This window comes from Pseudomonas sp. GW821-FHT01C01 (assembly GCF_059422645.1).
In genome coordinates this window covers 71,384-92,851 of sequence record NZ_JBWKXF010000002.1, presented here as the reverse complement: position 1 = coordinate 92,851, position 21,468 = coordinate 71,384, and the positions used below count along the sequence as shown (strand labels likewise).

18 protein-coding genes are annotated in these 21,468 nt (G+C 59.5%); 12 read left to right on the top strand and 6 right to left on the bottom strand.

Annotation, left to right across the window (positions count from 1 at the left end):
* Positions 1 to 81: 81 nt before the first annotated feature.
* The 4 genes from AC07XF_RS01825 (at position 82) to AC07XF_RS01810 (ending at position 5,251) form a co-directional block, all read left to right on the top strand.
* Positions 82 to 1,821 carry a dipeptidase gene (locus AC07XF_RS01825; RefSeq protein WP_495025163.1) on the top strand — a complete coding sequence of 580 codons (1,740 nt, stop codon included), beginning with the start codon at positions 82 to 84 and terminating at the stop codon, positions 1,819 to 1,821.
* Positions 1,822 to 2,182: 361 nt separating this feature from the next.
* Positions 2,183 to 2,644, top strand: coding sequence for a MarR family winged helix-turn-helix transcriptional regulator (locus AC07XF_RS01820; protein WP_429384446.1), 462 nt, complete (start codon positions 2,183 to 2,185; stop codon positions 2,642 to 2,644).
* Entirely contained in the window at positions 2,641 to 3,720 is a 1,080-nt protein-coding gene (locus tag AC07XF_RS01815) for an HlyD family secretion protein (RefSeq protein WP_495025162.1), read from the top strand. Before AC07XF_RS01820 ends, AC07XF_RS01815 begins: the two co-directional genes overlap by 4 nt.
* Positions 3,713 to 5,251: a DHA2 family efflux MFS transporter permease subunit gene (locus tag AC07XF_RS01810; RefSeq protein WP_495025161.1), complete on the top strand. Its 1,539-nt coding sequence runs from the start codon at positions 3,713 to 3,715 to the stop codon at positions 5,249 to 5,251. The genes AC07XF_RS01815 and AC07XF_RS01810 overlap by 8 nt, the downstream gene beginning before the upstream one ends.
* Positions 5,252 to 5,320: 69 nt before the next feature.
* Here the strand turns inward: AC07XF_RS01810 and AC07XF_RS01805 are convergent, their stop codons facing one another.
* Positions 5,321 to 6,151 (bottom strand): oxidoreductase, encoded by an 831-nt coding sequence (locus AC07XF_RS01805; protein ID WP_495025160.1) that lies wholly within the window; start codon positions 6,149 to 6,151, stop codon positions 5,321 to 5,323.
* Positions 6,152 to 6,281: 130 nt separating this feature from the next.
* Between AC07XF_RS01805 and AC07XF_RS01800 the strand changes: the two genes are divergently transcribed.
* From AC07XF_RS01800 to AC07XF_RS01785, 4 genes are all read left to right on the top strand, one after another.
* Entirely contained in the window at positions 6,282 to 7,184 is a 903-nt protein-coding gene (locus AC07XF_RS01800; RefSeq protein ID WP_495025159.1) for a LysR family transcriptional regulator, read from the top strand.
* 55 nt (positions 7,185 to 7,239) lie between these two features.
* Positions 7,240 to 8,517, top strand: coding sequence for a peptidase MATCAP family protein (locus AC07XF_RS01795; RefSeq protein WP_495025158.1), 1,278 nt, complete (start codon positions 7,240 to 7,242; stop codon positions 8,515 to 8,517).
* 160 nt (positions 8,518 to 8,677) lie between these two features.
* On the top strand, positions 8,678 to 10,204 hold the full coding sequence (locus AC07XF_RS01790; protein WP_495025157.1) for a DUF3300 domain-containing protein: 1,527 nt from the start codon (positions 8,678 to 8,680) through the stop codon (positions 10,202 to 10,204).
* 26 nt (positions 10,205 to 10,230) lie between these two features.
* Positions 10,231 to 11,127, top strand: coding sequence for a DUF2950 domain-containing protein (locus tag AC07XF_RS01785; RefSeq protein WP_495025156.1), 897 nt, complete (start codon positions 10,231 to 10,233; stop codon positions 11,125 to 11,127).
* Positions 11,128 to 11,176: 49 nt separating this feature from the next.
* On the opposite strand, the gene AC07XF_RS01780 is transcribed toward AC07XF_RS01785, so the two are convergent.
* Positions 11,177 to 11,680: a GNAT family N-acetyltransferase gene (locus AC07XF_RS01780; RefSeq protein ID WP_495025155.1), complete on the bottom strand. Its 504-nt coding sequence runs from the start codon at positions 11,678 to 11,680 to the stop codon at positions 11,177 to 11,179.
* A 154-nt stretch (positions 11,681 to 11,834) separates the two neighbouring features.
* Here AC07XF_RS01780 and AC07XF_RS01775 point away from each other — a divergent pair, with 154 nt between their 5' ends.
* From AC07XF_RS01775 to AC07XF_RS01765, 3 genes are read left to right on the top strand one after another with little or no spacing between them, the layout of a single operon-like run.
* Positions 11,835 to 12,182: a metalloregulator ArsR/SmtB family transcription factor gene (locus tag AC07XF_RS01775; RefSeq protein ID WP_495025154.1), complete on the top strand. Its 348-nt coding sequence runs from the start codon at positions 11,835 to 11,837 to the stop codon at positions 12,180 to 12,182.
* Positions 12,183 to 12,205: 23 nt separating this feature from the next.
* Positions 12,206 to 13,489 carry an arsenic transporter gene (locus AC07XF_RS01770; RefSeq protein WP_495025153.1) on the top strand — a complete coding sequence of 428 codons (1,284 nt, stop codon included), beginning with the start codon at positions 12,206 to 12,208 and terminating at the stop codon, positions 13,487 to 13,489.
* 29 nt (positions 13,490 to 13,518) lie between these two features.
* Complete coding sequence (locus AC07XF_RS01765; RefSeq protein ID WP_495025152.1) at positions 13,519 to 13,989, top strand: arsenate reductase ArsC; 471 nt, start codon at positions 13,519 to 13,521, stop codon at positions 13,987 to 13,989.
* Positions 13,990 to 14,057: 68 nt separating this feature from the next.
* Here AC07XF_RS01765 and AC07XF_RS01760 read toward each other — a convergent pair whose 3' ends face one another.
* Complete coding sequence (locus tag AC07XF_RS01760; RefSeq protein ID WP_495025151.1) at positions 14,058 to 15,689, bottom strand: multiheme c-type cytochrome; 1,632 nt, start codon at positions 15,687 to 15,689, stop codon at positions 14,058 to 14,060.
* A 441-nt stretch (positions 15,690 to 16,130) separates the two neighbouring features.
* On the opposite strand from AC07XF_RS01760, the gene AC07XF_RS01755 reads away from it, so the two are divergent.
* Positions 16,131 to 16,763: a dihydrofolate reductase family protein gene (locus AC07XF_RS01755; protein WP_495025150.1), complete on the top strand. Its 633-nt coding sequence runs from the start codon at positions 16,131 to 16,133 to the stop codon at positions 16,761 to 16,763.
* A gap of 268 nt (positions 16,764 to 17,031) precedes the next feature.
* Here AC07XF_RS01755 and sorB read toward each other — a convergent pair whose 3' ends face one another.
* From sorB to mqo, 3 genes are all read right to left on the bottom strand, one after another.
* Positions 17,032 to 17,676: a SorB family sulfite dehydrogenase c-type cytochrome subunit gene (gene sorB, locus AC07XF_RS01750; protein ID WP_495025149.1), complete on the bottom strand. Its 645-nt coding sequence runs from the start codon at positions 17,674 to 17,676 to the stop codon at positions 17,032 to 17,034.
* A 10-nt stretch (positions 17,677 to 17,686) separates the two neighbouring features.
* Positions 17,687 to 18,928, bottom strand: a complete 1,242-nt coding sequence (sorA, locus tag AC07XF_RS01745) for a SorA family sulfite dehydrogenase catalytic subunit (RefSeq protein WP_495025148.1) — start codon at positions 18,926 to 18,928, stop codon at positions 17,687 to 17,689.
* 558 nt (positions 18,929 to 19,486) lie between these two features.
* On the bottom strand, positions 19,487 to 21,133 hold the full coding sequence (gene mqo, locus AC07XF_RS01740) for a malate dehydrogenase (quinone) (protein ID WP_495025147.1): 1,647 nt from the start codon (positions 21,131 to 21,133) through the stop codon (positions 19,487 to 19,489).
* Positions 21,134 to 21,468: the final 335 nt, after the last annotated feature.

The following is a 21,468-nucleotide window of genomic DNA, read 5'->3' as shown; positions in this document are numbered from 1 at the left end:
TCGTGGTGGTAGTTTGGAAATGTTTCTGATCAAGCGATCAGATATTTCTTACAAACCGCCTGCAAAGGAATGCCCCCAGCAATGGATTTTTCACTCAAGCAACTGGCCGCGACCACCCTCATGCTCGCCAGCCTTTCGTCGTTCACCACCGCTGCCCACGCCAACATCACCCCGCAACAGAGCTCGATCATCCTCAAGACCTTCAGTGATGCATCGGTCAAGGATTTCAGGCAGTTCCTGGGAAGTCTGGCCAAGAGCGATTTCGCCAAAACCGACAACCTCGGCCCGGCCATCAGTGCATTCCTCGACAACAAGACGCTTACCGCTGAGCAGCAAAACGAAATCCATCGTCTGCTTGGCCTTTACGCCCGAGTGAAATACGGCAGCGCGGCCACAGAAACCTTGAAGGAACTGGTAGCCATTGCGACCGTGCGCGTGGATGGCGTTGCCCAGCACGAGAATCCCGAATTCCTCAAGATAGCCGAGAAGATCAAGGGCCTTGCCCAGGCGTTCAACCTGAACTTTCGCAACATCGACAACCGCGTCTATGAGATCTCCCTCGAAGGCACCGGCGATGAAGTCGTGGGCATTCACGCCCATGCCGATGTGGTGCCGGTAACGCCGGAGAACTGGGTGCTGCAGGACGGCACCCGCCTCGATCCATTCAAGGTCACCCTGGTCGGCGATCGCATGTATGGCCGCGGCACCGAGGATGACAAGAACGGCATCGTGGTGGCGCTCTACGCCATGAAGATCATCAAGGAAGAGCAGCTGCCGCTGGCCAGAAACTTCAAGCTGCTGGTCGACACCACCGAAGAAACCACGGGCGACGCCATCCCCTACTACTTCGAACGCAACCCGACGCCCAACTACAACCTGGCACTGGATGGCGGCTATCCGGTGGTGATCGCCGAGAAAGGCTATGGCACGGTCATGGCCAGCTTCGCCAAGCGTAAAGCTGAAGGCAAAGGCGCGGAAATCATTTCAATGACCGGTGGCCTGGCCACCAACCAGATTCCGTCGACATCGGTCGTGACTCTGGTGACCGACAAACCCGCCGAACTGGCCGCCAGCCTGCAAAAGGCCGGCGCGGATTACGCCAAGCGCAATGGCGGCAACTTCGAGGTGGCTGCCAGGGTCGACGGCAAGGACGTCAAACTGACCGTCACCGGCGTTTCCGCCCACTCCTCCGAGCCTGAATCCGGCGTCAACCCGGTGGCCAGGATGCTCGACTTCATCAATAGCCTCGACGGCAAGGTCGCACTCAAGCACAACCAGATTACGGACGCCGCCCGCTACGCTGCCGACAACTGGGGGCTGGACTACCTGGGTGGCAAGTTGGGGGTCGGTTTTGCCGATGAGTTCATGGGCCCGCTGACCACTTCCCTGACCTATGTCGGGATGGATGACAAAGCCTTCAAACTCGCGGTCAACCTGCGCGTACCGAAAGGCAAGACGCCGGAAGTGCTCAAATCCGAAATCGCCGGGAAGCTGGACGCCTGGAGCAAGAAGACCCATATCGCACCGGCCTTCGACTTATCGATCGCCGAACCGATGTACCGCAACCCCGAGGGTGAATGGGTCAAGGCCCTGCTCGCCGTGGCCAGCGAAAACCTTGGCATGGAACACAAGTCCGGCACCTCCGCCGGCGCCACGTCCGTGCATGAATTGCCTAACGGCGTGCAATTCGGCCTGGCCATGCCGGACGTCAAATACACCGGTCACAACGACAACGAGTTCAAAACCACCGGGCAGTTCCTGCTGGACCTGCAGATCGTGACCGAGATGATGGGACGTATCGGGCAATTGCCGAAACTCTGATCGGTTCTTTTACTGGTTTGAACTCGGACGCGGTCCCTTATGGGAGCTGGCTTGCCTGCGATGGTCGTTAACGATTACAACGCGGCGCATTTGAATCCATCGCCAGCAAGCTGGCTCCTACAGGTATCGCGTGAAAAACGACGCGGACGCGGTCCCTTGTAGGGGCTGGCTTGCCAGCGATAGCGATATGCCGTTCAACGTCTCTGTTGAACGTGTAAACGCCATCGCTGGCAAGCCAGCTCCTACAGGGGTTGCTGGTTGTTCACGGAATCGATTCACCTTAATTATTTGGCAAATATAGATAGCTGACTAATTACAAGCTCAACTATGATGAGCTAACTCCTTCGCTGCAGATTTCCCCATGACCGACATATTGACCCTTGGTTTTGCCCTGCATGACAGCGCCCGGCTGATGCGCAAGCGGTTCGAACAACGCGCGCGGCATGTCGGCCTCACTCGCTCGCAGTGGCAAGTGCTGGCCATGTTGTCGACCCACGAAGGCATCCATCAGAAGGGGCTCGCGGACCTGCTGGAGCTGGAGTCGATCACCCTCGTGCGCCTGCTGGATAAAATGGCCGAGCGCGGTTTGGTCGAGCGACGTCGTCACCCCACGGACCGGCGCCTGTCCCTGCTGTTCTTGACGGAACAGGCTCACCCGCTTCTGGAGCTCATGCGCGACATGGGCCGGACGACTCGCCAGGAAGCCACCCGCGGATTCTCTGCCGAGGAAGAACAACTGCTGCTGCAGATGATGAAGCGGATGAGGTCGAATCTGATCGAAGCCTGCAGTCTTCCCGTTGAAGAGCCGGAGTCATCGTCATGATTGAGAGACGCCAGCTCATGCGCACCGCGCTCTTTACCTTGTTACCCGTCGTGCTGGTGATCGGCGGTTATCTGTATGTCACCGGTGGGCAGATCATTTCCACCGACAATGCCTACATCCAGGCCGATCATGTCGGCGTCTCCACCGATGTCTCGGGCCTGGTCGCCTCGATTGACGTCAAAGACAATCAGCGGGTCGTGAAGGGTCAAGTCCTGTTCACCCTGAAGCCCGAGCCCTTTGAGATTGCGTTGGCCAGTGCCAAGGCGCAACTGAGCAATGTGCGCAATCAGATCCTCAATCTCCAGGCCAACTACAGGCAAGCGCAGGCCGAAATCGATCAGGCACAAATCGACCTCGCGTACTACCAGGCCAGCTTCCAGCGACAGCAGACCCTGGTCAGCGTTTCTGCAGTTTCCCGAACCAACTACGATGATGCCAAGCACGCGCTGGACAAAACCCGGCAAAAAATCACCGTGGCCAAGGCCACAGCACAAATGGTGCTGGCGCAATTGGGTGGGCATATCGAAACACCCGTCGAACAACAGTCCACGTACCTGATCGCCCAGGCCGCCGTCGACGAAGCGCAGCGCAACCTGAACAACTCGGTGGTCAGGGCTTCGTTCGACGGTGTCGTGACCAACGTTGAATCGCTGCAAGTCGGCTCCTACCTGCAACCACCACAATCGGGCATCAGCCTTGTGTCAGCCGACCACCTGTGGGTCGCTGCGTCCCCCAAGGAAACCGAACTGACCCACATGAAACCGGGTCAGCCCGTCGACATCAGTGTCGATAGCTACCCCGGCGTGCAGTGGCACGGCACCGTCGAAAGCATCAGCCCGGCGTCAGGTTCAAGCTTCTCGTTGCTGCCCGCGCAAAACACCACAGGCAACTGGGTCAAGGTCGTGCAACGGATTCCCGTGCGCATCAGCATCGATGATGCCGGGGAAAAACCGCCGCTGCGCACCGGCATGAGTGTGCAAGCAGAGATCGATACCGGCTCGGCGCGTGGCCTGCCACACCTGTTCTCGGGGCTGCTGGCGAGCAAGGCCTCCGCCCCGGCTCTGGCCCATGAATAACCCGGCACCGACCGAACCGGTGACCCATCGCGCGATGATCACCGCTTGCGTCGTGCTGGCGGTGATCATGCAAGCGCTCGACACCACCATCGCGAATGTCGCCCTGCCCTACATGCAAGGCAGCATCTCGGCCAGTTCGGACCAGATCAACTGGGTGCTGACGTCCTATATCGTCGCCGCGGCAATCATGACGCCGCCCTCAGCCTTCCTGGCCAGGCGCTTCGGGCGCAAACGCGTATTGCTGTGGGCGATCGTCGGTTTTGTGGTGTCGTCGATCCTTTGCGGCCTGGCGCAATCGCTGGAAGAAATCATCCTCGCCCGCCTGCTGCAAGGCTTGGCGGGCGCGGCGCTGGTGCCGCTGTCCCAGGGCATTCTGCTGGATATCTACAGCCTCAAGGAGCGCGGTTCAGCCATGGCGCTGTTCGGTGTGTCGGTCATGGTCGGCCCCGTACTGGGGCCGATGCTCGGCGGCTGGCTGACCGAAAACTTCAGCTGGCGCTGGGTGTTCTTCATCAATTTGCCCATTGGTTTGCTGGCGCTGGCCGGGATCGTCTATTACGTCAGCGAAACATCGACCGACACCTCGGCACGCCTGGACTGGCTCGGCTTCGGCTCGCTGAGCGTGGCGATCATGGCCCTGCAATTGTTTCTGGATCGAGGTGAGCAACTGGGCTGGTTCGCTTCCGGTGAAATCCTGGTCGAAGCAGTAGTGGCCGCTGTCGCCCTGTATGTGTTCCTGGTCCACACCTTCACCACCGACACGCCCTTTATCAGTCCGAAGCTGTTCAAGGATCGTAACTTTTCGATCAGCGTCATCTTTATCTTTATCGTCGGCATTACCTACCTGGCTTCACTGGCGCTGATGACCCCCTACCTGCAAACCCTGATGGGCTATCCGGTGCTGACCGCCGGCATGGTGATGGGCCCGCGTGGTTTGGGCACGATGCTGACCATGTTCCTCGCCGGTCGACTGTTGGGCAAAGTCGATACCCGCCTGTTACTGCTGACTGGCCTGGGGTTGTCTGCACTGTCGATGGGGCTGATGACCGGCTGGACGCCTGATGTGTCGATGCAAACCGTCATCTGGGTCGGCTTCATCCAGGGCACCAGCCTGGGCATGCTGTTTGTGCCACTGACCACGGTTGCCTTCGCGACGCTGCCCGCCTCCTTGCGCGCCGAAGGCACCGGGCTTTACAGCCTGTCGCGAAATGTCGGTTCCAGTGTCGGGATCTCCATCGTGACCGTGCTGCTCACCCAGAACATCCAGGCCAACCACGAACAGATAGGTGCCTACATCACGCCCTTCAACCGGGTTTTCGACGCAGGATCGATCAAAAGCTATCTGGACCCGATGGCCGCCTCCGGCCGCGCAACCCTGGACGCATTGGTCACCGTGCAAGCCAGTTGGATTGCTTACGTGGATGACTTCAAGCTGCTGATGTTGTTGTCACTGGCCGTCATGCCGTTGTTGCTGATTATCAAAACCCCAAAAAACCAGGTAAATGAAGAGCCGGCTGCGGTCATGGAGTAATGGTAGGCGAGTATCTGGCTTCGCAAACGCAAAAAACGGGACCAGCCCGGCTTTTGCGAGGCCGTCGCCTCAAACCTCGAAGTCGGTGGACAGCGCCAGTGCTTTCCATTCGGTCAGTTCCGCTTGCACAAAGCGGTTTTTCGCCTCGATTCGCGCCACGGTGTCGCTGCCCAGCGCCAGGCGTTGTGGCGGTTTCGGAGCGTTGACCAGCGCGAGCATCGCTTCGGCAAGCTTAACCGGATCGCCCGGCTGCGCATGGTTGGCGCCTTCGGCAAACTGGCGCATCTTGCCGACGGTTTCCTCATAGTCCGGCAGTTCCAGGGCGGTCTTGATCAGCGACTGCTCGTCCAGGAAGTCGGTGCGGAAGAACCCGGGTTCGACGACTGTCGCGTGGATGCCCAAGGGCGCCAGTTCCTGGTGCAGCGCTTCGGTGATGCCCTCCACCGCAAACTTGGTAGAACCGTAGACGCCCCACCCCATGTAGGCCTGATAACCGCCGATCGACGAGATGTTGATGACGTGACCGTTACGCTGGCGACGCATGTGCGGCAGTACGGCGCGGGTTACGTTGAGCACGCCGAACACGTTGGTCGCGAACAGACGCTGCGTTTCGCTGGCACTGGTCTCTTCCACCGCGCCCAGTACACCGAAACCGGCATTGTTGATGAGCACGTCAATACGCCCGAAACGCTTGATGCCTTCGGCGACAGCCTGGTGCGCTTCTTCCTCGCGGGTGACATCCAGCCGCACGGCGAGCAGGTTCGGGTGATCGCCCAGGCGATCAGTGATGTCTTGTGGGTTGCGAGCGGTGGCAATCACAGCGTCGCCGACACGCAGGGCGTGTTCTGCGATGAGGGTGCCAAAACCACGGGAAGCGCCAGTAATGAACCAAGTACGCATTTCAACTCCTCCTGTCAGCGACCCGAGCGTTATTGCCGGGCTTTCTCGATGAGTTGAAGCGACTTTAAAGCCGTGATACTGATGTGATAATCCCAACAATTTTGCATGGCTTTGTGAAAGGTGTTCACAAATGAAATCCCCCTCCACTGCCGACCTGTCGATCTTCCTGTGCATCGCCCAGCACCTGAACTTCAGCCGTGCGGCAGTGGAACTCGGCCTCACGCCCTCGGCCTTGAGTCACTCATTGCGCGCCCTGGAGAATCGCCTGGGCGTACGACTGTTCAACCGCACCACCCGCAGCGTGGCCTTGACTGACGCCGGGGAACGACTTTACGCGCGACTGAAACCGGCCTTTCGTGACATCGATGATGCACTGGAAGACCTCAACAACTTTCGCGACAAGCCCTCGGGCAACCTGCGCATAACCGCAGGAAGACAGGCGTGTGAGTTGGTGTTGCTGCCGATTGTCAGCCAGTTCTTGCAGGCGTATCCGGATATCCGGCTGGAGATCGTCGAGAGCGACGCCTTGGTGGACGTGGTGGCCGGCGGCTTTGACGCGGGAGTACGCTTTGGCAATCGCCTGGAAGCCGACATGGTTTCACTGCCCATCGGGCCGAACATGCGCTCGGTGGTCGTGGGCTCACCGGCATTCCTCGAACGGCATGTGGCACCCCAGAAACCGGAGGACTTGCATGGTCTGCCGTGCATCCGTCATCGCTTTCCCAGCGGCTCGATGTACCGATGGGAATTCGAACGCGGTGGAATCACCCAGGAAATCGAAGTCAGCGGCCCGCTCACGCTCGGCGATGTCAGCCTGATGATCGGCCCGGCGCTGCAAGGAATAGGTCTGGCCTACGTGTTCGAAGACATGGTCAACGGGTATCTGGCCGATGGCCGCTTGATCCAGGTACTGGCCGATTGGTGCCCTTACTATCCGGGCCTGCACCTGTATTACCCGAGCCGCCGTCATGTGCCCGCAGCACTCAAGGCGTTCATCGACTTTGCACGCACGACCCGCCAACTCAACACGTAACGGCGCGCGACGACTAAGCTTTTGTAATGCCACCTCGTCCCTCAAGGAGAAGTCCATGAGCGCCGCCTCCCTGTCCGAACTCGATGAAGCCCTGCCCGGTTTGACCCGCAAGATCCGCGTGCTGGATGCCCTGTCCTGGCCGGATGGCGTCGAGGAAGACTTCCTGGCGAAGTGGCGCAGCGGGCGGGCCGAGTTGCCCAACGTCAAGTTGCAGCCCCGCGAGCACAGCGCCGACATCGCCGCCCTGGAAACCTTTATCAGCCGTTGCGATGTGGGGCATCCGGCCGGGAATCACCTCGCCATGACCGCCCGTAGCTATGCCACGGCCGGGCACATGTTGGGGGCCATTGGCACTCCCGCCTTTACGCAATTTTCGTCAGCGCTGTACCGGCGCCCGGACTTCTATTACACACGCCTGCAACTGAGCATGCTGGACGCGGCCCGTTTCTTTCTCAGAACCACCGACGCCCTGCTCGGCGGTGCGCGGATTCCACCGAGCCCGGCCGAGATTCCGGCCAAGGCTTTTGCCGCCTGGATTCAACCGGAACTGGACCGCTTCTTCGGCGTCGGACAGATCACGGTCGTGCTCGATCCAAACCTCGCCGCCAAGGCCATCGCCGGATCGAGCCGCATTCGCCTGCGGGCCAGCGCGCTGTTCTCAGAGCTGGACAAGAATCAGCTGTTGCAACACGAAGCCTTCGTGCATGTCGCCACGGCACAAAACGGCGCGCGGCAGCCCAACCTCACTAGCCTGGGCCTGGGAGCGCCCCGTACGACCCAGACCCAAGAGGGCATTGCCACCCTGGCCGAACTGTTCACCGGCAGCATGGACATCAGCCGCCTGCGTCGCCTGGCCCTGCGCGTGCTCGCCGTCCAGCAGGCGCTGGAGGGAGCCGATTTCATCCAGGTGTTCGAAGGTTTTCTGGCTGCCGGGCAAACGCAAGAGGAGTCCTTCCGCTCAACCCAACGGGTCTTCCGCGGCGCCGACCTGCGGGGCGGTTCGGCGTTTACCAAGGATGCCGCTTACCTGACCGGGCTGCTCGGCGTCCATACCCTGCTGCGCATTGCAATCCGCGATAACCGCCCGGAACTGATCGGGCATTTGTTTGCAGGGCGCCTCAGCCTGGCTGACACCATACGCCTTGCGCCACTTTTCGAGTCCGGCTGGCTCAAGGGACCGGTCTATCTTCCGGCCTGGGCCAGCGACCTGCGTCTGCTCGCGGCCAATCTGGCCTTCTCTGCGTTCATCGCCCAGATCAAGCTGGATGTGCTGGACCTGGAGGTGTTCATGGCATTCGCCGAAGAACACGAAAGCGATGCCAGCGCGCAGTGATCAGGTTCACACGGTCTTAAAGACAACCTGAGTCCTTCGAATGAGCTGCTACCATTATGAAGCGGCATCGAAGCTGGGCCTTGTGGCTTGCAAACTCGGCTTTCACCTCATCTGCATTGACTCACTCATTTCAAGCCTGCCTGACCACATAGGGGGTGCAATGCGCATTCCATTTTTTTACGCGTTGTCAGCCGTACTGTTCTTGAGTGGATCTTCCTGCCTGGCACTGGCTGCGGATGGGACCGCTGCCGCACCGGCCCCGGTTCCGGCACCCGCCGCAGCCCCCGCACCGGCAAGCGCGGCCACAACAGCGCCCGTCGCCCCGGTGGCCAAGGATCCGGTGTTTAACCAGGAACAACTGGATCAGATGCTCGCGCCCATTGCGCTTTACCCGGACCCACTGTTTGCACAGGTGCTGATGGCCACCACCTACCCCGGGGAAGTCGGCGAGGCGGTCAACTGGTCCAAAGCGCACCCGGACGCCAAGGGTGACGACGCGGTCAAACAGGTGGCGAACCAGCCCTGGGATCCGAGCGTGCAGGCATTGGTCGCCTTCCCTCAGGTTCTGGCAACACTGGGACAGGATCCCGTCTGGGTCCAACGCCTGGGTGATGCCTTCCTGGCGCAACCCGACGATGTCATGGAAAGCGCGCAACGCTTGCGTCGCCAGGCACAGGCCGCCGGCAATCTGCAGAGCAACCAATATCAGAACGTGACGATCCAGAATGTCGCGGCGCCGGCACCTGCGACCACGAGCGCGGCACCGGCTCCAGCCCCTGAGTCGGCCCCGGCCAGCAACTCCACCATCATCATTCAGCCTGCCGATCCGCAGGTGGTGTACGTCCCCACCTATAACCCGACAACCACCTACGGCACCTGGCCCTACCCGGCGTCGCCGCCCGCGTACTATCCACCGCCACCGGCCTATTACCCTGGTCAGGCCCTGATGGCCGGACTCGCGTTTGGTGCCGGTGTGGCGATCATTGGATCGTTGTGGGGTGAATGTGACTGGGGCAATAACGACGTCGACATCGACGTCAATCGTTACAACAACATCAACGGCAACAACCGGATCACCAACAACAAATGGCAACACAACCCGGTGCACCGCAATGGCGTGCCCTATCGAGACAGCGCGAGCCGCGCACAGTATGGCCGCCAACTGAACGGCGCCAATCAGCGTGAAGCCTATCGCGGAGACAATGCCCAACGCGCCCAGGCCCGTGAAAATGCCCGCACCTCAATGGACAAGCACGGTATCGAACGACCTGCCACCAGCAACCGCGAAGCCCGCGATCAAACACGCAAGCTGCAGTCCGGAACCTCGGGCGGCAATCGGTTGCAAGCCGGTGCAGACAGGCCGAAGGCGACTGACAGAGGCCAGGGCACGGCCCGAAACACCCGGGAAAATCAGCAACCCAGGAACCAGACCGCGCAGCTGAACCAGCGCAAAGAGGGTCAGGCGCAGGCGCGTCAAGCGACGAATAAACGACCGGCCGCCAGTACCGGCAGTGCCCGTAACAACGCCTTCGCCGGCGCGCGTACACCGTCCCAGGCCAACGTCCAGGCCAATCGTGGCCGGGCCAGCCAGGCATCCGCCCAACGCCCAAGTACCGCGCGATCGGCCGGCCACCAGGTCAGTCGGCCGTCTAATCCACCAGCGCGTCAAAGGGGGGGCCGTCGTTGAAAAACCATCCTCGAGTGAAGGGACTCATGGGCCTGCTCCCTCATGTCCTTGCGATAGTTGCCGGCCTGGTGTGGTCGTGCATGGCGACGGCACAACAGGCCTTTCCAACGCCAGAAAAGGCCGCTGAAGCGTTCGTCGAAGCACTGGGTACGGAACACGCCGACCAGGCACGCCTGACCGAGCTGCTGGGCAGTGACTGGCACAGTTACATCCCCCGTGAAGGCGTGCAGCGCGAAGATGTGGATGCTTTTTTGCAGCAATACCGCGAACAACACCGCATTGAAAATCCCAGCGAGCGCAAGGCAGTCCTGGCGGTCGGCAGCAAGAACTGGACACTGCCCATCCCCATGACAAAAGACGCGAACGGTTGGCGCTTCGACATGAAGGCCGGCAGTGCCGAGATCCGTGCCCGTCAAATCGGCCGCAACGAACTTGCCGCGGTGCAATCGGTGCTGGCCTATCACGACGCGCAGATGGACTATGCATCAGTCGATCGTGACGGTGATGGCGCACTCGAGTATGCGCAGAAAATCTTCAGCACCCCCGGCAAGCACGACGGACTCTATTGGGCCGAAGACGACAGCGGCCAGATCAGCCCGTTGGGGCCTTCGTTCGGCAAAGCCATTGCCGACGAAGAGTGGCACGGTTACCGCTTCCGCATCCTTGATGGCCAGGGTCCTTCGGCACCGGGTGGCGCCTACAGTTACCTCATCGGTGACAAGATGAGCCGGGGCTTTGCGCTGATCGCCTGGCCGGCGAAATACGACGACACCGGGGTGATGAGTTTCATGATCAGTCATGAAGGACAGGTGTTCGAGAAAGACCTGGGGCCCGGTGGTGAAAAACTGGCGAAATCGATGAAGCGCTTTGATCCGGATGACAGCTGGAAAGAGGTGGACGAAGATCAAGCGCAGCAGGAGTGACCGGGGCGTCACCGACCTGCTGCCGACATCCGCAATCGCTGAAAGAATGTCACTGGATCGAAAGGACGAATCGGCATTCGTCCACCGCTTTGTCGTTGCAAGTGGACCCTTCAAGCAAGAATCCGCACCGATCAAGTACTTTGCGTGAGCCAAGGTTTTCCTTGTAGGCATAGGCAACCAGTTGCGTCAGTTCCCAACGTGACTGTGCCTCCTGGATCAGATGCCTCAACGCCAGAGTTGCCAGCCCCTGCCCGCACACGCGTTGATCGATCCGATAACCCACTTCAGCAGAACTCGTCGATGAGTCGATGCTTTTCAGATTGGCTCGACCAACGATTCTTTGACTGGAATCTTCGATGACAAACGGGTGCCAGGCGCCGATGGCAAAATCGGACAAATAGCTTTCGATATGATCGGCGACACCCTGCAACGAGTAAAAAGAAGGGTCACGCGCATCAATATGGGATTCAAACCATTCCCGGTTACGGATTTCGAATGCCAGCAACGCTTCAGCATCAGTCTTTCTCAGCTCGCGAACGCTAAACGATTCCATTCATCACCTCTCCTTTGCCTTGTGCCGAAATGGCTCAAGTTTATCTCATGCCTGAACAACCTTGCCGAGCCTTCCCCTTCCTGATTCCGAGCGCCTTGCGCAGTACATATGGATAACCGTATATTTGGATACCCATATGTATCGAGCCACGCCAATGCTCAATCCTGCCGCCATATTCAAATGTCTGTCCGACGAAACCCGCGCCCGGGCCACCTTGCTCATCACGCGTGAAGGCGAGTTGTGCGTTTGTGAACTGGTCTGCGCCCTGGACGATAGTCAGCCTAAAGTTTCTCGCCATCTTGCACAGCTTCGCGGGTGCGGCCTGCTTCTCGACCGCCGCCAAGGGCAGTGGGTGTATTACCGGCTCAATCCTGACCTGCCAGCGTGGGTTCGCGACGTTCTCGAGACAACGTTGCTGGCAAACGCCGACTGGCTTGAGGACAACAGCACTCGCCTTGCCGCGATGGGCGACCGTCCACTCAACACTTCCGCCTGCTGCTGACCCTTCATCCATCGAGACTCCTCATGTTTACTGCGTTCACCATTTTCCTGCTCACCATGGTGTTGGTCATCTGGCAACCCAAGGGCCTGGGCGTCGGCTGGAGCGCCTCCCTCGGAGCCGTTCTGGCACTGCTTGCAGGCGTCGTGACGCTGGACGATATTCCACTGGTGTGGGCCATTGTCTGGAATGCCACCGCGACGTTCATCTCGCTGATCATCATCAGTTTGTTGCTCGATGAGGCCGGGTTCTTCCAGTGGGCCGCATTGCATGTGGCGCGCTGGGCCAAGGGTGACGGGCGTCGCCTGTTCGTATTCACGATACTGCTGGGGGCCGGCGTATCCGCCCTGTTTGCCAACGACGGTGCCGCCCTGATTCTCACCCCCATCGTTGTTTCAATACTGCTCGCACTGCGTTTTTCTCCGACGTCTACCCTGGCGTTCGTCATGGCGGCCGGCTTTATTGCCGACACGGCGAGTTTGCCCCTGGTGGTGTCTAACCTCGTCAACATCGTGTCGGCCGACTACTTCGACCTGGGCTTCAGCGAATACGCCGCCGTCATGGTGCCGGTCAATTGCGTTGCTGTGGCGGCCACTCTCGCGGTGCTGTACTGGTTCTTCCGTCGTGACATTCCCAGGCACTACTCACTGGATGACGTCCTGGATCCGCGACGCGCCGTGCGTGATCCGCTGACCTTTCGAGTCGGCTGGATTGTTTTAGGCCTGCTGTTGATCGGAATGTTTGCGCTGGAGCCACTGGGTATTCCGATCAGTGCAATGGCGGCGTTCTGTGCCGCGATACTGTTCGCGGTTGCCGCACGCGGGCATGTGATTTCAACTCGACGGGTGCTGCGTGAAGCCCCCTGGCAAGTCGTGACTTTTTCGCTGGGTATGTACCTGGTGGTTTACGGGCTGAAAAACGCCGGCCTGACAAACCATCTGACGGCGGTCTTGAACTACGTTGCCGAATTCGGCATCTGGGGCGCTGCATTGGGGACTGGCTTGCTCACGGCGTTGCTGTCATCGGGCATGAACAACATGCCCACAGTGTTGGTGGGTGCACTGTCGATTCAAGCCAGTGACGCCACCGGTGTGGTGCGTGAAGCCATGATCTACGCCAATGTCATCGGCTCTGATCTCGGCCCCAAAATCACTCCCATCGGCAGCCTGGCAACCCTGCTCTGGCTGCATGTTCTGGAGCGCAAGGGCATCCGCATCACCTGGGGTTACTACTTCAGGGTCGGCGTGGTTCTGACACTGCCGATTCTGCTCATCACCTTGTCTGCCCTGGCCTTGCGCCTGAGCGTTTAGCCCCTGTGCGAATGCAAAGAGGAGTCACCATGCGCGTTCTGTTTATGTGTACCGCCAATAGCTGCCGCAGCATCCTGTCCGAAGCCATGTTCAACCATCTCGCCCCGGAAGGTTTTCAGGCGATCAGTGCCGGCAGCTTTCCCAAGGGACAGGTGCTGCCGCGCAGCCTGAGCACTTTGCAAGAGGCTGGCATTGCCATCGACGGCTTGAGCAGCAAAGGCAATGACGCATTCGAAGCCAACCCTCCGGACATCGTCATTACAGTCTGCGACAACGCTGCCGGTGAAGCCTGCCCGGTGTACTTCGGGCCGGCACTGAAAGCTCACTGGGGACTGGAAGACCCATCGGAAATAAAGGGAGATGAAGCGACGGTATCTGCGGCGTTCCACTCAACCCTGGCGCGCATCGAAACGCGCTGCCGGGCATTCCTCGACCTGCCTTTTGCACAACTTGACCGCAATGCGCTGCAGCGGGAACTCGACCGCATCGGCGTGCTGTAACCGGCAAGGCGTAAACAGACGAACCACGCGCAGTGTTCGAGGCCAGCCAGCACGTCGACCCTGCGCAGCTAATAATGTGCAGTATCCGGCCCGGCGGCTGTCAGGCTTGTCGACAGAGGGATGCTCTGCGTGACTTTGGCCATCTGGGTGATTTCCACCTGCACCTGATTCTTGCCGAGCAGGTAGTCGGCCAGCTTCTGCGAAAACGGCCAGTAGTTCAGTTCGGCAGTCAGGGTGAGCGGCCCGACGGCGTCGGCCGGCACCAGGAAGGAGAACTCCCCAATATCGTAGCCCTTGGGCAGAATGCGATTGTCCGAAAGAATTTGCGTGGCATTCCAGACTTCGACGTCCAACGGATTGCCGTCCTTGTCACCTATGTGCACTTTGAAGTTTCGCGTGTTTTTCTCGGTCTTGCCGTCCTTGATCGAACCCAGCCGATAGAGCTCGCGACCGCTGGCATCCAACACCCGGAAATCGATCCACATCTCCCGCCCTTCCGGAAAACCGGTCGGCAGTTTGTGCCCGGCACCAACATTGGAAACCTTGACCGCTACCGAGGCGTATTGCCCGGGAATGATGGCGGCCGGCAGTTGCTGGAACGTTATTTCCGCCGCGCGCGAGAGCATGTCGCGCGCACGTTGCGCGCCCTGTTCCTGACCGAGATGCTTGAGCATCATGGCGTTGGCTCCGCTGAACCAATGTGAGGCGACCTCCTCGCGGTCTGGCCCCATGATCGCGGCCTTACCCGCAAAACCCTGCATATGGCAGCTTTGGCAAGTTACATCGTTAAGGCTGTAGGCGCTCTCCTGCCATTCGTCATACGTGCGCTCGACCGCCACACTGCTGAATGGGTGCGTGACGTTGTGGCAGGTGCCACAAAAATCCGAGCGTGTGTGCAAAGCGGAATACACGGTGTCGTGATAAGGCGAAACGGCATCTTTACGCGGGCCGAACTTGGTCGGCTTACCGTGCGCTCGCGGGCTTAGAACATAGGCGCCGTTATCGAGGCCCGTGCGGGCACTGATGTTGTGGCAGGTCTCGCAATCGACCCCGGGCATCGGATGATTCTTCGCGCTGTCTTCAATCGAGGAGCGGTTGACTTGCGAATTGATCTGCCCGGTCGTGAGACCGATCGGGGTATGGCAGCCGGTGCAGAAGTTATCGACCTTCCCCTCGGTGGCCGTACTCGCACGCTTGAGCAAGGCCCGATAGATGGGTTCATCCCAGGCCTGGGACATCATCGACGAGCGCCACTGCTTGTATATCTCCGTATGGCAAGCGCCACATACCTGGGCATTGTCGAAGTCCTTCACATTCAAAATCAGGTTGCCGGGGGTATTGGCCCGGTGCGGAAAGAACGGCATCCCGCCAGTCACATGCATGAGCCTGGAGCGTGCCGGCTCCAGCCACTTATCATTAGCTTGATTGTCATTGCCCTGAGGTTCGTCGGCGGCAACCAGCGTTACCGTCAGCAGACAGGCCAGAAAGCACAAACAACGACAAGCGAAAGGTCTGCTCATCAGGAAAAACGGTATGAACAATGCCGCCAGCGAAATATTCAAATCGACAATGGCTAGCTTGAAGCCTGTCGGGACATTGAATAGGGCCGTGTAAACGCCGGCGCACATTATCCATAGAACAATCAAGACCGATAACCAATGCAGCGCTACTTGCCCACGCGCATGTTCAGAGTGCTGCATAAGAATCTCCCCTAGACGGTTACAGAGGATGACTGCAGCACTTCTATTGAGCGGCCAGGGGAATTTCATGTTGCAAACCGATGGTTAGATGTAATCACTCAACGGGTGTACTTACAGCTCCATAGCTTCCCGAGCCTCCAACTTTCATGAACGGGACAAGCTCAATCAGCAATTACTGCGCCAGCGTCGCAATAAAGTAAGTGCGATGACCTGAAAGCCCGGCAAACATTGGTCAGAGGTTGAAAGTTAGTGCTGATGGAAAGGCGAATATTGCAGAGCAATGGCACCCATTTGTGGGGGGGGCTCACTCCGAAATCGGGGGGGGATGTCGAATTCGCAGCGTCTCGTTCGACTATCTGTCAGGGAATGAGGCTGGGGATCGCAGGCATTGCAGGCGCTCGCCAGATGAGCACTTTCACCAAGACGATTCAGGAGAAGAGCATGCGCACACTTACCGTTGCCGCGTTCGTGAGTCTGGACGGCGTCATGCAAGCGCCCGGCGGGCCTGAAGAGGATCCCGGTAGCGGATTCCGATTCGGTGGCTGGATCGTGCCCTACGCCGACGAAATCACCGGCCAGGCCGTACAAGACCTGTTCTCACAGCCATTCGAGTTGCTACTGGGACGCCGCACCTACGACATCTTCGCGTCCTATTGGCCGCGCATTCGGGCCGACTCAACCAACCACGCCCTCGCTGACCTGTTGAACGGCGCCCCCAAGCATGTGGCCACGCATCGCCGCGATACACTGGATTGGCAGAACAGCCGTGCGCTGGAGGGCAACCTGGTCGACGCGATAAGCGCGCTCAAGCGTCAGGACGGTCCTCAGCTACTGACACAAGGCAGCAGCGATCTGGTGCATCAACTGCTTGCAGCCGGTCTGGTGGACGAGCTGCGGCTGATGATTCATCCCATCTTGCTGGGGCGCGGCAAGCGCCTGTTCGACGACAACGCCCAAGCGCTGGCCTTCACACTGACCAATTCGATCAGCACACCCGGGGGTGTACTGATCGCCCGTTACATTCGTAGCGGCGAGGTGCGCACAGGCACGTTCGAGGGCGTCAGGCAGCAATAGCCAACGCCCTTGTCGCTCGGGGTACGACGCCTGGACACCAGCGACCCACCAGCCCGGAACCCGAAAAAAAGCCCACTGACCGTTACCCGTTCAGCGGGCTTTTTTGCATCAGGCTGACGCCTGTCAGCTAAGCCCCGGATATTGTGGGAGCGAGCTTGCTCGCGATGGCGGTTGCACAGTCACACAAAAGGTGCCTGACAGGCCGCCATCGCGAGCAAGCCCGTTCCCACAAGGTTCGCGGTGTTCAAACATCAGACTCACAGCCCGCTCACTGACTCATGATGAACGTCGCCAGGCTTTTCAAGTCGTCCGAGCTTAACTGCGCGAACGGTGGCATGGGGACATCTCCCCACTTTCCGCTACCACCGTGCTCAATGCTGGACATTACCCGGGCCAGTGCCTGCGGGTCATTGGCATACTTGGCCGCCACATCGTGATAGGCCGGGCCTACGACCTTATGATCGATCGCGTGGCAGGACAGGCACGAATTGTCCTGGAGCAAAGCCGAGGCGACTTTCGCTACAGACACCGTCGGCGGTTGATCCGCCGGCGGGTTCGAGGCGGCCTGAACATCGGCATCACTCGCCTGGGCACTGCCGTAGGTCACCGCCAGGTAGGCGCCGATCACTTTCACATCCTGGTCGCTGATCGGAGCGCCGTACACGTGCTGCATCTTGCTCGCTTCGGCGGTCCACTGCGCCAGGCTCATGCCGGGAGGCTGGAAGTTGATGTAATCGGCCGAATGGCAGATGGAACACTTCTGCTGGGCCAGTGGATAGCCGGGCAACGCACTTGGCATGAACGCAGCCGTTTCCGGCGGCAATGTGATCGACAGTGGTGCCGCGCCAGCCAAGGTGGCCAGACAAATCTGAGCCGCGCACAGCAAGGTGGTCATGCATTTCATGAGTTTCATGCGGCCCTCCTCAGGCGACGGTCACGTGGCTGGTTTCCACGACGTGGCGGCGGTAGCCAGCGGGGTTCCAGTCGGCCTGCAGCGGTTGCGTCTCGCCTGCACTGTTGCTGGCTCGCACCATCAGCTGCGTGGCGCCCTTGCGGCTAAAACTGATCGGCAGTGTCCACTCGCGGAAAGAGAAGCGACCAAGGTCCTGCCCAAGCCTGGCTTCGCGCCAGGTTTTTCCGCCGTCGATCGACACCTCCACCTTGTTGACCCCTGCGCCGCCGTCGAACGCGATGCCCTTGAGCACCACGTTTTTGTTCAGCGGCAATACATCGCCGTGTTTGACGCTGGTGATGAAACTGCGTACCGGCAATCTGGAAATCGGTTGGGTTTTCGCCGCTGTGGTGCCGGGGGCAATGCAGAAGCAATCGTTATCCGGAACCCGGTAACCTTTGGCCATGAAGAAACCGTCGTAGGTATGGTCGACGACTTCAATCTCACTCAGGTGCTTGACCCAATACGTGCCGAAATAACCCGGAACCACCAGACGAATCGGGTAACCGTTGAGAAATGGCAGGTCGGTGCCATTCATCGACCAGGCGATCATGGGCTCGCCGTCCATGGCATGGCTGATGTCCAGCGCCTTGATGAACTCCGGCGTGCTCGGCAACACGGGTTTATCGAGCCCACGGAAGGTCACTTGCGCGGCGTCGGCCTTCACACCGGCCTTTTCCAATACCGCCTTGAGCGGGACGCCCAGCCAACGCGCATTGCCCATGGAGCCATTGCCCAGCTGCGCGCCAAACACCCGCGGCATCGAGAAGCCACGGCTGTTACCCGAACACTGATTGACGGCCACCACTTCTACCGGTTCGGCGAGGGCCTTGAGCTCGGCAAGGGAAAGTGACAGCGGCGTGTCGACCGAGCCCTTGATCGTCAGGCGGTAGCTGTCCGGATCGATGCTGGTCGGGAAATTGGCCAGGTGGTAACGCACGAAAAAGGCGTCATTGGGTGTGATAGGCCCTTCGTTGAAGACCGGAAACGGCGTCTCTAGATGCGGCGGGCGCGTGGTTACCAGGGTCAATGGGCGTTTTTGCGGGTATTGCACCAGCGGGCGTGGGCCAGCGGCAAAAGTCACTTCCTCTGCGCTTTCATCGGCAGCCCTGGCGAGGTTTGCCAACGGCGAAGCCGCCAATGCCAACGCGAAAGCATCACGTAAAACCCGCCGGCGGGTCGGCTGGCTGCTGTCTACAAAACTGAACTTCATTCTGCGCTCTCTATGTTTGTTTTATCGAGATGCAACTGCTGTAGGAGCGAGCTTGCTCGCGATGGTCGTTAACGATTACGCGTGTTTACTGGATAAACGCAGCGCACTTGAGTCCATCGCGAGCAAGCTCGCTCCTACAGATTCCCGCCAGGGCGGAGAGGTATCAGGCTTACGGTTTCGCCTTACCGAGGTCGGTAAACGCACCAGTATCGTCACGTGCAAGCGAGCTGCTTCACATTGAGCGTCAGAGACTTGGCAATTGATGACAGGGCATAGAGATAATGCTGTTCACTTAAGCGCGGTGCTTCAGGCACACCTGTTTTTGTGGCGAGGGAGCTTGCTCCCGCTTGAGTGCGTAGCACTCACTTTTGGGGCCGCTACGCAGCCCAGCGGGAGCAAGCTCCCTCGCCACGGGTTTCTCTCTGACTGAAGACACGCTTAAGTGAACAGCACTACGGCATAGAGAAGCCTTTTCGAAAACGATGTCTTGGTCATCGCCCATAAAAAAACCCACTGACCGTCGCCGGTTCAGTGGGCTTCTTTTGATTGGGTCTCTGGTTACAGAGCCATATCACTTGCAGCATTAGCCTTCGGCGCTTTCGCATCCGTGTCGACAGTCACTGGCTTCACAGCCGGTGCGATCACCGCGGGTGGCGGAGTCAGTTCCAGCACCTTGGCGGTGTAGGCCCATTCTTCAGCGACTTTCTCGGGGCTGTTGTTCAGCTGGGTGCCGTAGCTCGGCACGATCTGGTGCAGTTTTGCCTGCCAATCAGGGGTCGCGACCTTGTCCTTGAAGACTTTCTGCAGCACGGTCAGCATGATCGGTGCGGCGGTCGAAGCGCCTGGCGAGGCGCCCAGCAGGCCGGCGATGCTGCCGTCTTGCGAGGCGACGATCTCGGTGCCCAGTTTCAGCACGCCACCGGCGGCTTCATCACGTTTGATGATCTGCACGCGCTGGCCGGCTTGCCACAGGCGCCAGTCTTCAGCCTTGGCGTTCGGGAAGTATTCTTTCAGGGCGTTCATGCGGTCTTCGTCAGACAGCATCAGTTGGCCTGCAAGGTACTCGACCAGCGGGTATTCCTTGATGCCGACCTTGGTCATTGGCCACACGTTGTGCGTGGTGGTGGTGGTCAGCAGGTCCAGGTACGAACCTTCCTTGAGGAACTTGGTGCTGAAGGTCGCGAACGGGCCAAACAGGATCACGCGCTTGCCGTCCAGCACGCGGGTGTCCAGGTGCGGAACCGACATCGGCGGTGCGCCCACTGAAGCTTTGCCGTAGGCCTTGGCCAGGTGTTGCTCGGCGATGGTCGGGTTCTCGGTCACCAGGAACGAGCCGCCCACCGGGAAGCCTGCGTACTCCTTGGCTTCAGGAATGCCGGATTTCTGCAGCAGGTGCAGGGCACCGCCGCCGGCGCCGATGAACACGAACTTGGCGTCGGTTTCGGTTTTGCTGCCGTCTTTCAGGTTTTTGTAGCTGACGCGCCAGCTGCCGTCTTCGTTCCGGGTGATGTCCTGCACTTCGCTGGACAGTTTCAAGTCGAATTTCGGCGTGGTTTGCAGGTGCGCAACGAACTGACGGGTGATTTCGCCAAAGTTCATGTCGGTGCCGAGCGGGCTCCAGGTGGCCGCGATCTTCTGGTTCGGGTCACGCCCTTCCATCATCAGCGGCACCCACTGCTTGATCACAGCCGGGTCTTCGGAGTACTGCATGCCGGCGAACAGCGGGCTCGCTTGCAGGGCTTCGTAGCGTTTTTTCAGGAACTTGATGTTGTCATCGCCCCACACGAAGCTCATGTGCGGTGTGGAGTTGATGAACGAACGCGGGTTCTTCAGCACGCCCTGCCGAACCTGCCAGGCCCAGAACTGACGGGAGATCTGGAAGGCTTCGTTGATTTCAACGGCTTTCGGGATCGAAACCTTGCCGTTCTCGTCTTCCGGGGTGTAGTTCAGCTCGGCCAGTGCGGAGTGACCGGTACCGGCGTTGTTCCAGCCGTTGGAGCTTTCCTGGGCGACGCCATCGAGGCGCTCGACCATTTCCATCGACATGCCAGGTTCCAGCTCATTGAGCCACACACCCAGGGTCGCGCTCATGATGCCGCCGCCGATCAGCAGCACATCGACTTTCTTTGCCTCTTGCGCGTTGACGGATGTCATCCCCATCGCCAAAGCCAGCCCCAGCAGGGCCGTGTTCACTTTCTTAAACATCTGTAGCACCTATGATAAAACGCCATCCGCCCTTCCATCCTCACGCGCACAGCCCCATGTTTCTCGGCAGTCACGGGTGCGGCACTCAAGGATTGCAGGGTGGGCACACAAGGCCGACGAACCGCATCGACCCCAGTTTAATGTCCCTTCTGAACTGACTTTTTATCTTTATTGGCTTCAGCTACTTGAGCGACAGTGATTCCGTCGGCACGTCTCCAGGACATGCAAACTGAATAGGTCAAACCAAGTTGGCGCGAAGAATATCACGACAAGACAAACCCGCGCGTCATGGATCTGTAGGAGCCGGCTTGCCGGCGAAGGCGGTCTTGAGCTGT

What these genes read in the sequence shown, in the direction of transcription:
- sorA (WP_495025148.1), bottom strand. Translation starts at nt 18,928, where the DNA reads ATGAAGTTCAGTTTTGTAGACAGCAGCCAGCCGACCCGCCGGCGGGTT.
- AC07XF_RS01755 (WP_495025150.1), top strand. Translation starts at nt 16,131, where the DNA reads ATGCGCACACTTACCGTTGCCGCGTTCGTGAGTCTGGACGGCGTCATG.
- AC07XF_RS01815 (WP_495025162.1), top strand. Translation starts at nt 2,641, where the DNA reads ATGATTGAGAGACGCCAGCTCATGCGCACCGCGCTCTTTACCTTGTTA.
- AC07XF_RS01780 (WP_495025155.1), bottom strand. Translation starts at nt 11,680, where the DNA reads ATGGAATCGTTTAGCGTTCGCGAGCTGAGAAAGACTGATGCTGAAGCG.
- AC07XF_RS01820 (WP_429384446.1), top strand. Translation starts at nt 2,183, where the DNA reads ATGACCGACATATTGACCCTTGGTTTTGCCCTGCATGACAGCGCCCGG.
- AC07XF_RS01825 (WP_495025163.1), top strand. Translation starts at nt 82, where the DNA reads ATGGATTTTTCACTCAAGCAACTGGCCGCGACCACCCTCATGCTCGCC.
- AC07XF_RS01805 (WP_495025160.1), bottom strand. Translation starts at nt 6,151, where the DNA reads ATGCGTACTTGGTTCATTACTGGCGCTTCCCGTGGTTTTGGCACCCTC.
- AC07XF_RS01810 (WP_495025161.1), top strand. Translation starts at nt 3,713, where the DNA reads ATGAATAACCCGGCACCGACCGAACCGGTGACCCATCGCGCGATGATC.
- AC07XF_RS01800 (WP_495025159.1), top strand. Translation starts at nt 6,282, where the DNA reads ATGAAATCCCCCTCCACTGCCGACCTGTCGATCTTCCTGTGCATCGCC.
- sorB (WP_495025149.1), bottom strand. Translation starts at nt 17,676, where the DNA reads ATGAAACTCATGAAATGCATGACCACCTTGCTGTGCGCGGCTCAGATT.
- AC07XF_RS01760 (WP_495025151.1), bottom strand. Translation starts at nt 15,689, where the DNA reads ATGCAGCACTCTGAACATGCGCGTGGGCAAGTAGCGCTGCATTGGTTA.
- AC07XF_RS01785 (WP_495025156.1), top strand. Translation starts at nt 10,231, where the DNA reads ATGGGCCTGCTCCCTCATGTCCTTGCGATAGTTGCCGGCCTGGTGTGG.
- mqo (WP_495025147.1), bottom strand. Translation starts at nt 21,133, where the DNA reads ATGTTTAAGAAAGTGAACACGGCCCTGCTGGGGCTGGCTTTGGCGATG.
- AC07XF_RS01770 (WP_495025153.1), top strand. Translation starts at nt 12,206, where the DNA reads ATGTTTACTGCGTTCACCATTTTCCTGCTCACCATGGTGTTGGTCATC.
- AC07XF_RS01765 (WP_495025152.1), top strand. Translation starts at nt 13,519, where the DNA reads ATGCGCGTTCTGTTTATGTGTACCGCCAATAGCTGCCGCAGCATCCTG.
- AC07XF_RS01790 (WP_495025157.1), top strand. Translation starts at nt 8,678, where the DNA reads ATGCGCATTCCATTTTTTTACGCGTTGTCAGCCGTACTGTTCTTGAGT.
- AC07XF_RS01775 (WP_495025154.1), top strand. Translation starts at nt 11,835, where the DNA reads ATGCTCAATCCTGCCGCCATATTCAAATGTCTGTCCGACGAAACCCGC.
- AC07XF_RS01795 (WP_495025158.1), top strand. Translation starts at nt 7,240, where the DNA reads ATGAGCGCCGCCTCCCTGTCCGAACTCGATGAAGCCCTGCCCGGTTTG.